This window comes from Streptomyces sp. NEAU-W12, from assembly GCF_026242095.1.
Classification (GTDB): domain Bacteria; phylum Actinomycetota; class Actinomycetes; order Streptomycetales; family Streptomycetaceae; genus Streptomyces.
Window position 1 is genome coordinate 79,968 of the sequence record NZ_JAPJDM010000030.1, and the last position, 12,802, is coordinate 92,769.

At 68.6% G+C, this 12,802-nt stretch carries 12 protein-coding genes; 5 read left to right on the forward strand and 7 right to left on the reverse strand.

Going from position 1 to position 12,802, the window contains the following annotated elements; all coding sequences use genetic code 11:
* Window positions 1-41: 41 nt before the first annotated feature.
* From ORI94_RS30300 to ORI94_RS30310, 3 genes are all read left to right on the forward strand, one after another.
* On the forward strand, window positions 42-896 hold the full coding sequence (locus tag ORI94_RS30300; RefSeq protein ID WP_266073185.1) for a DUF2637 domain-containing protein: 855 nt from the start codon (window positions 42-44) through the stop codon (window positions 894-896).
* Window positions 897-1,217: 321 nt separating this feature from the next.
* Window positions 1,218-1,778: a MobC family plasmid mobilization relaxosome protein gene (locus ORI94_RS30305; protein WP_266073187.1), complete on the forward strand. Its 561-nt coding sequence runs from the start codon at window positions 1,218-1,220 to the stop codon at window positions 1,776-1,778.
* Entirely contained in the window at window positions 1,775-3,484 is a 1,710-nt protein-coding gene (locus tag ORI94_RS30310; RefSeq protein ID WP_266073190.1) for a relaxase/mobilization nuclease domain-containing protein, read from the forward strand. The genes ORI94_RS30305 and ORI94_RS30310 overlap by 4 nt, the downstream gene beginning before the upstream one ends.
* Window positions 3,485-3,526: 42 nt before the next feature.
* Here ORI94_RS30310 and ORI94_RS30315 read toward each other — a convergent pair whose 3' ends face one another.
* From ORI94_RS30315 to ORI94_RS30345, 7 genes are all read right to left on the reverse strand, one after another.
* Window positions 3,527-4,201, reverse strand: coding sequence for a hypothetical protein (locus ORI94_RS30315; protein WP_167968002.1), 675 nt, complete (start codon window positions 4,199-4,201; stop codon window positions 3,527-3,529).
* A gap of 329 nt (window positions 4,202-4,530) precedes the next feature.
* Entirely contained in the window at window positions 4,531-5,550 is a 1,020-nt protein-coding gene (locus tag ORI94_RS30320) for a glycosyltransferase (RefSeq protein WP_266073194.1), read from the reverse strand.
* Entirely contained in the window at window positions 5,551-6,843 is a 1,293-nt protein-coding gene (gene serS / locus ORI94_RS30325; protein WP_266073196.1) for a serine--tRNA ligase, read from the reverse strand. It abuts the gene before it with no gap.
* Window positions 6,836-7,552, reverse strand: a complete 717-nt coding sequence (locus tag ORI94_RS30330) for a histidine phosphatase family protein (protein ID WP_266073198.1) — start codon at window positions 7,550-7,552, stop codon at window positions 6,836-6,838. The genes serS and ORI94_RS30330 overlap by 8 nt, the downstream gene beginning before the upstream one ends.
* Entirely contained in the window at window positions 7,549-8,481 is a 933-nt protein-coding gene (locus ORI94_RS30335; RefSeq protein ID WP_266073200.1) for an aminoglycoside phosphotransferase family protein, read from the reverse strand. The genes ORI94_RS30330 and ORI94_RS30335 overlap by 4 nt, the downstream gene beginning before the upstream one ends.
* Window positions 8,481-9,731: a methionine adenosyltransferase gene (locus ORI94_RS30340; protein ID WP_266073201.1), complete on the reverse strand. Its 1,251-nt coding sequence runs from the start codon at window positions 9,729-9,731 to the stop codon at window positions 8,481-8,483. The genes ORI94_RS30335 and ORI94_RS30340 overlap by 1 nt, the downstream gene beginning before the upstream one ends.
* A gap of 79 nt (window positions 9,732-9,810) precedes the next feature.
* Complete coding sequence (locus ORI94_RS30345; protein ID WP_266073203.1) at window positions 9,811-10,704, reverse strand: aminoglycoside phosphotransferase family protein; 894 nt, start codon at window positions 10,702-10,704, stop codon at window positions 9,811-9,813.
* Window positions 10,705-10,895: 191 nt separating this feature from the next.
* On the opposite strand from ORI94_RS30345, the gene ORI94_RS30350 reads away from it, so the two are divergent.
* The gene (locus ORI94_RS30350) at window positions 10,896-12,116 is read left to right on the forward strand and encodes a helix-turn-helix domain-containing protein (protein ID WP_266073205.1); all 1,221 of its coding nucleotides are present in this window, start codon (window positions 10,896-10,898) and stop codon (window positions 12,114-12,116) included.
* Window positions 12,117-12,126: 10 nt separating this feature from the next.
* Window positions 12,127-12,609 carry an NUDIX domain-containing protein gene (locus ORI94_RS30355; protein WP_266073207.1) on the forward strand — a complete coding sequence of 161 codons (483 nt, stop codon included), beginning with the start codon at window positions 12,127-12,129 and terminating at the stop codon, window positions 12,607-12,609.
* Window positions 12,610-12,802: the final 193 nt, after the last annotated feature.

The following is a 12,802-nucleotide window of genomic DNA, read 5'->3' on the forward strand; positions in this document are numbered from 1 at the left end:
CGGCAAAGACGCCCCGCACCACCACCCCCAGGAGCTTCCGCTTGACCGCCCCGCACCTCACCACGCAAGCACCACAGCCACGAGCCGACGCCCGCAGCGAGAGGCAGCCGAAGAAGCGGGCTGACGCCGAGCAACTCGTGCTCGGCGCGGCCGGCCTCGTCATCGTCGCCCTGACAGCCGGAGCGTTCTGGCTCTCCTACGCGCACCTCGCCGACGTCGCCGGCCAACACGGGCTCGGAGCGACCCCCATCCGCCGCTGGGCCTGGCCTGCCACTTTGGACGCGTTCATCGTCGCGGGCGAACTGCTCATGCTGCGCGCAGCGCTGCGCCGCATAACCGACCCCTGGGCAATCGCCGTCACCGCTGCCGGATCAGTCGGCTCCATCGCGTTGAACGTCGCCGGGGTCAGCGGAACGGACAACGCACGCAGCGTCCCGCTCCTCGATTACGTGGTCGCAGCCGTTCCTCCGGCCGCCGCGATGGTCGCCTTCGGCGTCCTGATGCGACAGATCCACCAGCTCGTCGCATCGCCCGGCGACTCCTCGGACAGGGGTTCCGTACAGGCACAGAAACGATCGGTCGGCGACATCGGCCACAGCCACCGGCCAGACGCCGCTCCCGATGGTTCGCCAGCCTCCGGTGACGAGCGGACGGAACCTGCGGCCCAGGTGCCGGAGAGCAAGTCGAGCGGTGGCCGTCCGCCGAAAGCGACCATCGCGGAGCTGGCGGACATCGGACGGACGACCGGTCATCAGCACGGCAAACTCACGCGCGGCCTGCTTCGAGCGGCAGTGAAGGACCGAGACCTGACGATCGGCAGTGAGCGGCAGACCGAGGTGATGGAACTACTTCGGCCGGAACTCGAAGCAGCCGGCATCGAGGTCTCCAGGCGCTGACCCCGGCCTGCTCGGGTGACCGGAACCCTTCCGGTCACCCGAGCATCGGCCAACCCGCCGCAGATTTCCACACCTGTGGACAACGCGACGGCCGCGCCGCGCAAACATCGCCGCCCCGCACGCCCAGTCGTACATGGAGCATCTTCCTTGACGCACAACCAGCACCTGCCTGACGACACCCACTCTGAGCCACCTGCGTCGCCGCAGTCCCCTACGCTGCTGCCACGTCTGCGGCGGGCGTTCGGGCGGACGGCCCCTGGCGGAGCCAGTAGTACCCCGAGTCCGACTCAAGTCCGGTCTTCGGGGGTTTCCGCCCCAGGGGTGGCGGAGACAGCCCAGCGCCAGGGGGCGCCGGACCGGGAGGTCCGAGCCGAGGACGGCCCCGACCAAAACGAGCTCCATACCGTCCAGCAGCAGATCCTCCACCCCACACCCACCACCGAGCCGCCAACAGGCGAGCGAGAAGCGCAGAGCGTCCAACCGGCGATCCGTCGTTTCACCGGCATCAAGCGGACCGTCCGTGTCGGCCCACTGCGGTTCACCGGCGACGAGCACAACGTGCTCCAGGAGGCCGCCGCCGAGCACGGCTACAAGGGGGAATCCGGCTTCGCTGCCGACATCGTCCTCGCGTTCGTCTCCGGTCGGTTCACGGCGAACCTACCGCTGTCTGAGGACCGCCGCCGCACCCACATGTTCCGCGCCCAGGCGCTGCGCGAGCTCAACCGGATCGGCGTCAACGTCAACCAGATCGCCCGCGCCCTCAACAGCGACCTCACCCCACCCGACGTACGTCACCGCCTCGACGAGCTGCACCGCCTGCTGGAGCTGATCGCCGAGGCCCTGCGCGAACCCGCCGACCCCAGGAAGGACCAAGCCGCGTGATAGCCGCCATCAAGCCGACCGGGTCCAACACCCGTGGCCTGCTCGCCTATCTCTACGGCCCCGGTCGGCACGATGAACATCTCGATCCGCACATCGTCGCGGGCTTCGCCATGCTCGGCATGCCCGATCCCGGCCGGAACCCCGACGCCACCCTCACCCAGCTCGCCCACCACCTCGACGAGCCCGTACGGCTCCGCAACAGCGAGTTCGGAAAGAAGGTCACCGACCACGTCTGGCACTGCCCCGTCCGAGCAGCCCCCGAGGACCGGCGCCTCTCCGACACGGAGTGGGCCGACATCGCACAGCGGATCGTCGAAGCCGCAGGCATCGCCCCACCCGGAGACGACCTGGCCTGCCGGTGGATCGCAGTACGTCACGCGGACGACCACATCCACATCCTCGCAACCACCGTCCGTGAAGATGGCCGCCGTTCCAAACTCCACGACAGCGGCATCCGCGTAGGCGACGCCTGCCGCCAGGTCGAAAAGGACTACGGCCTACGCCAACTGAAGAAGGGCGACCGCACCGCCGGACGCCGCCCCACCCAGGCCGAGATGCACAAGGCCGAACGCCTCGGCTGGGAGCAGACCAGCCGCGACTGGCTCCAGGACCGCATCCGCGCCGCCATCCCCCACGCCGGCAGCGCTGATGAACTCCTCGCCTACCTCGAAGCCGACGGCATCGCGGTCAAGCCGCGCCGCGGACCGTCCGGAGACCTCCTCGGCTACGCCGTCGGCCGCCCCGGCGACCTCAACAAAGACGGCGAACAGATCTTCCACCCTGGCGGCAAGATCGCTCCCGACCTCACCCTTCCCAGGCTCAAGGCCCGCCTGGGAACCACCGCGCCAGAGGAACACCCCACCGCCCGCCGAGAGCGCCGCACTACCCCCTGGCACCAGGCCACTGACGCCCTCGACACCCTCCATGCCGGCATGGCCGACGACTCCCACGCTCAGGCCCACATCACCGCGCTCGGCGAACTCATCGAAGCCACCGCCCAGAATGCCACCGCCCACTTCCACGCCGAACTGCGAGCCGCTTCACGGGCGTTCGTCCGTGCTCAGCGCTCCCAGATCCGAGCCGAGAACCAGGTCGCCCACACCCTGCGCACGGCGGCCCGCGACATCGCACACACCGCCACCGGCCCCGACGGCAGCGCCCTGGCGACCCTGCTCGGCGCCCTCGTCTGGGCCACCGTCGTCGCCGCCCGCTGGCATGAAGCGAAGAACCACGCTCACCAAGCCGAGGCCGCCCGCCAGACTCTCCACCACCTCCAGACCGGCGCCGACCGAGCCCTCACGCCCGTCATCGAAAGCCTCGCCACTCGCCATCCGAACGACCAGGACCGTCGCTCCCTCGTCCGCGATGTCCGCGCAGCCATCCCCGACTACGCCGACCACATCCTCACTGACCCTGCCCGGCCGGCCCTCGCCACCGTTCTCGCCGATGCCGAAGCCGGCGGCCACACACCCCACCAGCTCCTCAAGGAAGCAGCCGCCCAACGCGAACTACACACCGCCCGTCAGCCCGCCCGCGTCCTGATCACTCGCATCCAGCACACCAGCCGAAACCCTGTGCCCAACCGCCGGGCAGAGGCTGCTCGCCGACGCTCGACCATGACGTCTTCGGTGTCGGCTCACCTGAATCCACAACCTGCAGCGGCACCCACGGCACCCGCCGAACGACAGTTCGGACGGCGCCGATAGTCCCAGTCGGTCTGGCCGACGGCGACACGAACGGCCAGCCCTTCAGGCACCCAGCTCCTCCTCCATCGCCATGGCCACGGCTGGCCAAGGTGCCTTCAGCTCGCCGAACAGCCGCCAGTAGCGGTACGACGCGCGAACCAGGGAACTGACGCCCAACCTCGCCGCACCAGGATCGACCGTTGCGATCACTCGGCGAGTGATTCCGCCTGCTCCTCGCGAGGCGGGACGGATGCCGTGCGCGAGGAGGAGAGTGGCGGTGCGGACGGCATCCAGGGTCGGTGGTGGGGCCAGGGATGCGAACCTGCCGAATATGAGATCCCTCCACCCCAACCGAGTCCGTGCCCAGGCCAGTCGCTCAAGACCGGTACCGAGGTCCACGGCCAGACGGGCAGGGTTGTCGGCGTTCCACAGGAGGACGATGTCACCGACAGGCAGGTCCAAGTGCTTGAAGCGAAGTGTGATGCCCTCGACTTGGCGGCGCTTCCAAGTGGTCAGTGTGCCGTGGACGCTGATGTGGCGCGCGTGGAAACCGAGTCGTGACAGCACGCTGAACCAGCCGTCCAAGATTCCTCCGTACTCGTCCATGTGCTGGATCGGCTGGACACGGGAGACGTTGACGAACGAGGTCAGGAACCCTGGCCGAAGATCACCCGATGCGTCGCGCTGTCCGGTGAAGCGGACAACAGGCTGAGGCAGGAAGCCGCTGCGGTAGGTCACCGGACGCCCGTCCTTGAGATAGGGATCGAGGGCTTGGACTGCCGAGATCGTCAGCTCGGTCTCGCGGCCCCACTGAAGCGGCAGGCAGGTGTCCTGCGGGACGCCTAGCGCCGCGAAACCCGTCGTGAGCCCCGCCAGTAGTTCCTCCCACGACGGCGCCTGACGAGGCGGACGGTATGGGGAGCCTCTGTGTGCGTGCTCGATCTTGACCTGTCTGTCGGAGACGGTGAACTCCCAGTGGGCCCCGAGGATGCGCTGAAGGACCTCAGGTATGAGGACGGCTGAAGGAGGTGATGGCACGAACGGGCGTTCTCTGGGATGACTCGACATCACGGCCGACTCGCCATCGCCCTGAAGTGGCGGGCCGGATCGAAGCGGTCCATCCCGATCTCCTGGACCTCCGCGTACTTCAGGTCCTCAGCCTTCTCGATCGCCCGCGCGAGGAGTTCCGCTGCCGTCTCGTCGTCCACGACAGGGTCGGCCACCGCCACCACGCCGGTCTGATCGCACAGAGCGGCTTGGGCGCATGTGCCCTCACGCCAGGTGAGCGCGGCCATGGAGGTGCCGGCGCGGAGAGACTCGCCGAAGACCGCGGCGCCGGCCTCCACGTATGCACGGGCGTAGGTGTAGACGAAGACGGAGGCGTCGCGGATAGCAGCCGTCTTGGCGGGGCCGCCGAGTTCACCGACCCACTTCACGTGGTCCGCGCTGAAGAGGTGTTCGTGGCGGCGCACGTACGCCTCGTCGAAGACAGGGCCGACGATCTGTATCCGGCGGCCGAGGATCTGGGCGGCTCGGACAGCGATGTGCGGCGCCTTCTCCTCGTCTATTCGGCCGAGCCATACGAGGTCGCTACCGGCGACGGCGGGCGGCTCTTCCTCGTTCAGGCCGAGGTGGACAGCGAGTTCGGGGATCGGTCGGTGGGCTGCGTACCGCTCGATCATCTCGGGCGAGTAGCAGTAGAGCCGTGACCGCTCGCCGTCGAAGGCCGTGTCCGCGTGCTGGAAGACGGGCGAATGCTGGAACGTGGTCATGTCGCAGTCCAGCTTGTTCCAGGTACGCGTCCAGGCCGGCAGCGACGGGTATTCGTGCCCGACGACCAGGAGGTCGTATCCGGCGCTGCGGAGCTCGCGCTCGGCGAGCGATCCGGGAGTGAGGTCCTCCAGGCGGACCGGCTTGCGGACCCAGTCGTGTTCCAGGTCCGTGAGCCAGCCCGGCCCGAGGAGGTGTACGTCGGCACCTGCAGTTCGGGCGCCTACGGCGACTGCCCACAGCCATCGTTCGATCCCGCCGTATCCGGCGGGTGGAAAGGCGTAGCTACCGGGGAAGTCGCAGACGCCGACGAGCACTTATGCCTCCGGTGTTCCGTCCGCCGAGATCCGGCGGAAGCCGAGATACGGGAAGAGAGATTCGGGAAGGACGAGAGATCCGTCCTGCTGCTGGCACTGTTCGAGAAGCGCGGCCAGGGTGCGGCCGACGGGCAGGCCGGAGCCGTTGAGCGTGGCGACGAGCTTGGGCTTGCCGTCCTCGCCGCGAGTGCGGATGTTGGCGCGGCGGGCCTGGAAGGTGCCGAAGTTGGAGATCGAGGAGATCTCCCGGTAGGTGTTCTGGCTCGGGATCCAGACCTCGATGTCGTACGTGAGCTGGGCGGAGAAGCCGGTGTCGCCGGCGGCCAGCTTGACCACGCGGTAGGCGAGGCCGAGCTCCTTCAGGCACGCCTCGGCGTGGCCGACCATCGTCTCCAGCTCGGCGTCCGCCGTCTCCGGGTCGACGATCTTGACCATCTCGACCTTGGAGAACTGGTGCTGGCGGATCAGGCCGCGGGTGTCGCGCCCGTACGAGCCAGCCTCCGAGCGGAAGCACGGGGTGTGGGCCGTGAGGGCCAGGGGCAGCTCGGCGGGCGGGATGATCTCGTCGGCGTAGAGATTGGTCAGCGGGACCTCAGCCGTCGGGATGAGGAACAGGTCGCGATCGGCAGCGCCGGTCTTGAACAGGTCCTCCTCGAACTTCGGCAGCTGGCCGGTGCCGGTCATCGTCTTGCGGGTCACCAGGTACGGGACACCGTGCTCGACGTAGCCGTGGCGGCGGGTGTGGATGTCGAGGAAGAGCGTGGCTAGAGCGCGCTCCAGGGCGGCGCCGGCACCGCGGGAGACCGCGAAGCGCGAACCGGACAGCTTGGTGGCGCGGGCGAAGTCGAGGATGCCGGTGGCCTCGCCCAGGTCGACGTGGTCCTTCGGCTCGAACGAGAACGCCGGCGGGTTGCCGACGCGCCGGATCTCGACCGCGAACTCCTCCGAGTCACCGTCCGGGGCCTCGTCGTCCGGGAGGTTCGGGATGGTAAGCAGGAGTTCGGTGAGCTCCTCCTGGACCTTCTCCTGCGCGGCCTCGATGTCGCGGATCTGGTCCTTCAGCTCGCGGGCGCGCTCCTTCAGCTTGGAGATGTCCCCACCCTGCTTGGCCGTCTGCTGGACCTCGCTCGCCACCCGCTTGGACTCCGCCCGCAGCTCGTCGGCCGAGCGGATGCTCTGGTTGCGCCGGGACTGGAGGTCTTCCAGCCGGGACAGGTCCAGGGAGTAACCGCGACGAGCGAGCCGACGTACCGCTTCGGCACCCATTTCAATCAGGGCGCGGGCATTATGCATGAGGAAGATCCTTCTTATCCGGCGGGTGGGACGGGGATACCGCATCGACGGTAGCAACCACCGGGCCCTCGCCGATCCGCAATATCGACGCGTCACCACCGGTGGTGGTCTCGCGCAGAGCGGCCGATTCAAGATCATCCAAGAGCTCCGTGGCCAAGAGGGAAAGATCGTCGTCGGTGATTGTGAGTGGCTCGATATAGGGAGCCTCGGCGAAGAACAGCGGCATGGGCTCGCCAGCCGCGCGATCTCCATGCCAGTGGAGGACGGACACCAGCAGGCCGTGCCCGACCAGGACGCGGGGCCCCGGGTGCTCCAGAGCGGCGAGGACGCCGGTGAGCAGCCTGCGTATGCCCTCATGCTGCGACTCCGCGGCTCCCGGTGGGCGCCGACGAGGACCGTGCTCGTCGAGCCAGGCCGCGTATTCGAGGAAGGGCTTGCCCTCGAACTCCCCGTAGTCGAGTTCGTTCAGCCGGGCGTCGACAACCAGCTCGGGCGAGGGTACGCCCATAAGGAGCGAGGCGGTCTGCCGAGCTCGCGGAAATTCGCTGGTCAGCCAGGTGGCCACGGAATGGAGAGGGAGGACGTCCCACGCACGGCCGAGCGGCTGTCGGCCCTCGTCGGTCAGAAGAATCTGCTTGGTCGGGTCGCCGTTGACGAGGTACCGCTTGCTGTAGTCGGTCTGGCCATGGCGAAGGATGTACGTCGTCACGTTCCACTCCGAGGGATTGTCGCTGTCGCCAGAAGATCGCTGAGCACGGTGGCCATGAACGTCGCGCGTGGGTCGCCGGACTCCACGTAGAAGAGGAGGCCGTGGATCGCCAGGAGTCGGCACCAGGGTGCGAGCACGGGGACGGGGATCCGAGACGCACGTGAGGCGACGGCCAGCCGTACGGACGTCCCGCGACCGAGCTCGTAGTAGACGGACCAGAACGCCCAGTCGAACGCAGGGTCGCCCACCATGGGGAGTGGATCGATCAGCCGAGGGTGTCCCCGCCAGTCGAACAGGACGTTCTCCCGGTACAGGTCGGCGTGCAGCACCGTCGCCCGGCGGGAGCCCTCCTCCAGATCGGCGACGGCAGCGAACCCTGCTTCGACGAGGGGATGCCAGCCACCAAGGTCGAGTTCGCGCATCCGCCGCTCGATCTGCGGACGGACGTCGTGGGCGAGGTAGTCGGTGAGGAGTGGAAGCTGCTCCGACCGGAGCCTGTGGCGCCCCAAGGTGTGGAGCCCGTGGACGGCCGCCGCCACCATCTGCAACTCCCGCCGCGGCCGATCCGCGCCGCCGGGTTGCCCGCCGATGAGTTCGAGCGCGGCCACGGCCAGGTCGTCCGCGGCCTCCACGACCTCCGCCGTCGGGCCACGGGCCCAGAGCCGTAACGCTTCCACCTCGTGGCGAAAACGAGATGGATCAACCCATGCTTTGAGGAGCAGCGGACGCCCGTCGGGACGAGCCGCGGTCGCGATCACCGAGGCGTGGCCGGCGTCGTGGTACGCCACGAGCGTCAGCTTCCACCTCCCTGCCGCACGTGCCAGCAGACTCGGGACGGCGTCGAGCCACGGCTTGACCGCAGGCCCGTAGTGCGCGAGCAGCCGTTGCCTGCACCCCGCGGGGATCTCGCCGAGCGTCCGCTTCGTCATCAGCTCAGCTCGATCCCGTCCGAGACGAGCTCATCGGTCAGGGCCGGGAACTCACCCAGTACCTCCGCGACGAGGGCCTGCACCTTGTCGACCTCGGCGTCCGGGGCGGAGAGGCGGACGAGGATGCGCCAGGGTTCGTCGAGGCGCTGGCCGGTGGTGCTGACCAGGTGCACTTCCGCGTGCCCGTCGGTGGTCTCGTGCAGGCGGTGGGCCAGGCGCTGCGCGGCGATGTTGTAGAGCTTGCCGACGTGGTAGACGGGGTTCTTGCCGTTGGCGCCCTCCAGGTTCATCGGCCGCAGCGGCGTGATCAGCCCGTTGACCCGGTTGCCGCGCCCGACGACGCCCTCATCCCCCGACTCGATCGAGCTTCCGGTGTAGGTCAGGTACAGCTCGTCCTTCTCCGGGACGTCGCGGGCGTTGAGCCGGAAACGCGCCTGGGCGCCCGGCAGCCGGAGGCCGGCCAGCCGGTGGCACTCGGCGAGGACGGTCTCCTTGTTGCGGATGTACTCGGCCCGGCTGGCGACGTGCCGGGACTTCTGCGGCACGCACAGGACGATGTCGGCCTCGTCGCCGTCCCAGAAGCCCATCAGCTTGACGTCGGACCCGCACCACGCGTGGGAGAGGGTGAACTCGCTCTCGCCGGAGAAGTGGTTCACCAAGTCGCGGACAAACGTCTCAAAGGCGTTCTCTGGAGCCCACCCGGTTCCCAGCGACGTGTCGTTCGAGAGCCGCACCCGGCGCTCGCGCAGGTCGTCGACAGAGCGGGGATTGAACCAGCGCGTGCGGTCGGGAACCCCGTCGCCGGTGAGGACCGCCCCAGGGCTGGAGTTACTGGTGATGTTGAAGACGATGTCGAGGTGGTCCGACACCTCAGGCAGCCGCTCAGCGAAGAACGCCCGCACCTCGGCCTCGACGATCTCCTTGACCGGGATCGTCTCGCCCCCGCACATGGGCGCCGCACGCCCGTTGACCAGGACACGGACCGGGGCGGTCATCTCGCCTGCCCCGTACCGGACTTCGCTGGCACCGCCGAGGAGAGCGAGCTTGTCGAAGTTGTGGTGCAGTACGGCGCCGAAGCGCGCGACGGTGTGGTGGCTGTAGGCGCGGGACAGCCGCTCGGCGAGGTGATCGGCGAGGGTGTCCGGGTGGCCGAGGCCCTTCCGCTCGACGATGGTCGTCGCGTCCGGTCTGGCCATGGCGGTGTCGATGACGAGGTGGCTGTTGCCGATGATCGTGCTCGTACGAGGCATCACGAACTCCCGTTCAGGGGTGGGAAGAAGGGGATGAGCGCAGGCGTCAGCACGCCTGGAGGAGCGGTGCGGTCGAGATTCAGCGAGGGACTCCGGCGGCGCGGAGGTGCGCCACGATCTCTGCGAGCGACTTGTACGCGGAGACGGCTTGTTCTTCAGCAGCGAGTCGGACGATGTCCTGGGTGGTGACGAGGTCGATGTCCTGGGTCCGCCGGCGATCGAGCCAGAGCAGCAGACGCCAGGCGAGCACCGGCCCGCAGAACGGCAGCCGGTCCTCGAGATCGACCGGGATGCGCGCCGGCGCTACGTCCTCGTACAGCAGGTCGCGTACGAGGTGGAAGACGACGTCGGTGTAGTCGAGAACGGCTGGGCCGCAGGCACTCGCCTCCCAGTCGACGACGTGCAGGCACCCTCCGTCGACGAAGAGGTGTTCGGGCTTGAGATCGCCATGCAGGTGAACAGTTGGGTGGGCGTCGATCGTTTGGAGGGCCTCCCGCAACGCAGCCCACCAAGGCATCCACCGGCAGCGGGCCGAGAACTGATCCAGCAGGAACTGGCTCGCGGAAACAGAGCTGCCAGTCCGTGCCGCCCAGCCGGGGCCAGGAGTAGCGCCGGCAGTGGGCCGGTGAAGCATGCCGCTCACCGCCACGACGTGACCGATGTAGTCCTCGGTCGCCTTGCGGGTGGCCACCGAGCACGGCGTCCCGTGCACCGCCCGGAACACTGTCCAGGAACCGGCCTCGTCGCCTCCCGTCGCGAGGACGGGCGGAACCGAGATGCCGCGCAGCGGAGCACGCTGGACCGTGGCGGCCTCCCGTCGGCGTCGGCCCTCGGGGTCGATGCCGACGTAGACCTTCAGTACAGAGCTGCCGTCCGTGGCGAACCGCGTTCTGGAGTACGGCTTGAGGACTGCCACGCCGAACGGCCCCAGCCCTTGTCCGACCCACGGCTCCGCCATCTTCGTGCTGCGCATCCTCCACACACCTCCGTCCCGTTCGAGAAGCAGAACTGATCGCCAAAGTCCGTTGGAATGGCGGGAGTTACCCCCATCGCCCTGCGGCCTTCTCGGTCTGCTGCGACAGTAGGCGCGGCGCCCCGCAGCACCCCGGAAAAACCTTCCGGGGTCGATTCCGGCCACGAGGTGATGCTCAGGACATGCGAGGGATGACAGAGAACCTGACCATCGGCGAACGCGTGGCCTGGTACCGGCGCCGACGTGGACTTTCCCAAGAGGTCCTGGCCGGCCTCGTCGGCCGCACCACGGACTGGCTGAGCAAAGCGGAGAACAACCGGATCGAGCTCGACCGCCTCTCGGTGATCACTTCACTCGCCGAGGCTCTCGACGTCTCGCTCGGGGATCTCCTCGCCGAGCCGACGCTCCTGGAGTGGTCGAGTGACAGCGGCCGCCGTACGGTGCCCGCTCTGCGTGACGCGCTCATGGACTACAAGCAGCTCACGCCCTTGCTGGGGCTCCCACCCGACGACGAACCGCCGACCCTGGCGGGCTTGCGGGCCGCAGTGAAGGAAGTCCTCGACGCCTACCAGGTGTCTCAGTACGGCTTCGCGACCCGACGGCTTCCCCTCGTCCTCGCCGACGCCCTCGCGGCCTCCCGCTCGTATTCAGGGCGTGAAGGGGAGGAGGCCCATGCCGAACTCGCATTGGCCTATCACGGTGCGGCCATGGTGCTGGGCAAGGTCGGGGAGTCGGAACTGGCGTGGATCGCCGCCGACCGTGGCCTGGCGGCAGCGCAACAGAGCGGCCAGAGCACGGTGACGGGCTCGCTCTTCCGCGCGGTCACGCACTGCCTGATGGCCACTGGCCGCTTCACCGCGGCGATCCAGCTGGTGAACGACGCGGCGGCCGTCATGCAGCCCGGCCTGGGCACTGCGAACGACGAGTACCTCTCGGTCTACGGCACGCTCTTCCTCGCCGGCGCCATGGCGGCCGCCCGAGCGGAGGACCGGGCAACCACACAGACCTTCCTCCGCGAGGCGGATGAGGTCGCACGACGACTGGGTGCCGACGCGAACCACCTTTGGACGGCCTTCGGCCCGACCAACGTAGCCATCCACTGCGTCGCCACTGCCGGAGAACTCGGCGACATCCAGATCGCGGCCGATCTCGGGCAGCGCATCGACACCAGCGGCCTGCCGGTGGAACGGCGCGTGAGGCACAGCCTGGAAGTAGCCCGAGCGCTCAGCGCCTGGAACCGGACCGACGAAGCGCTGGCCACCCTGCTGGACGCCGAGCGGGCCGCACCCGAGCAGGTACGCCACCACTACCTGAGCCGCGAACTGGTCATCGGCTGGATCCGCGGCACCCGAGGCCGCCCGTCCCTGCCGGTGGCCGACCTGGCTCGTCGGCTCGGCGTGGTCGGCGGTTAGAGTCCGTTCCGTGACCGAGAACGAGCACGAAGCGAAGATGGCCCACCCGCGCATGGCCGCCGGCGCGCTGTTCTTCGACGACGCCGACCGGGTCCTGCTCGTCGAGCCCTCGTACAAGGACTACCGGGATATCCCCGGCGGGTATGTCGAGACGGGGGAGTCGCCCCTGCAAGCCTGCGTACGCGAGGTCCGGGAGGAGCTCGGCATCAAGCCCGCGATCGGCCGCCTACTCGTCGTGGACTGGGCGCCGAACCCGGGGGAGGGTGACAAGGTGCTCTACCTCTTCGACGGGGGCCGCCTCACTGCGGATGAGTGCCGGCACATCGAGCTTCAGGCAGACGAGCTTCGCGGTTATGCCTTCCACGACGCGCGAGAGCTGCCGGACCTCACGATCCCTCGCCTTGTGCGCCGCATCATTGCGGGCATTGAGGCCCGTGCCGACGGGGCGACTGCCTACCTGGAGCGTGGAGCGGCGCCGGAGGCGGCCGCCTAGCGAGGGAGCGTCGGGGCCGCCTCGTCAGGCAGGTCTGCCTGACACGCCGCTTGCCCATCGGTGCCTGGTGTTCCCTGGCCGACGCGACCGCGTGTGTCAGTGAGCCTTTTCCAGCCTGACGGTGCTGACCGCGTGTCGGACAGATCGGTGGAACGACGAAGCTCCTGGTAGACGGGTTCTCGACCAAGATTGC

Excerpts from the sequence above, each read along its gene's own strand:
- serS (WP_266073196.1), bottom strand. The coding sequence starts at position 6,843 with ATGCATAATGCCCGCGCCCTGATTGAAATGGGTGCCGAAGCGGTACGT.
- ORI94_RS30335 (WP_266073200.1), bottom strand. The coding sequence starts at position 8,481 with ATGACGAAGCGGACGCTCGGCGAGATCCCCGCGGGGTGCAGGCAACGG.
- ORI94_RS30340 (WP_266073201.1), bottom strand. The coding sequence starts at position 9,731 with ATGCCTCGTACGAGCACGATCATCGGCAACAGCCACCTCGTCATCGAC.
- ORI94_RS30345 (WP_266073203.1), bottom strand. The coding sequence starts at position 10,704 with ATGCGCAGCACGAAGATGGCGGAGCCGTGGGTCGGACAAGGGCTGGGG.
- ORI94_RS30350 (WP_266073205.1), top strand. The coding sequence starts at position 10,896 with ATGACAGAGAACCTGACCATCGGCGAACGCGTGGCCTGGTACCGGCGC.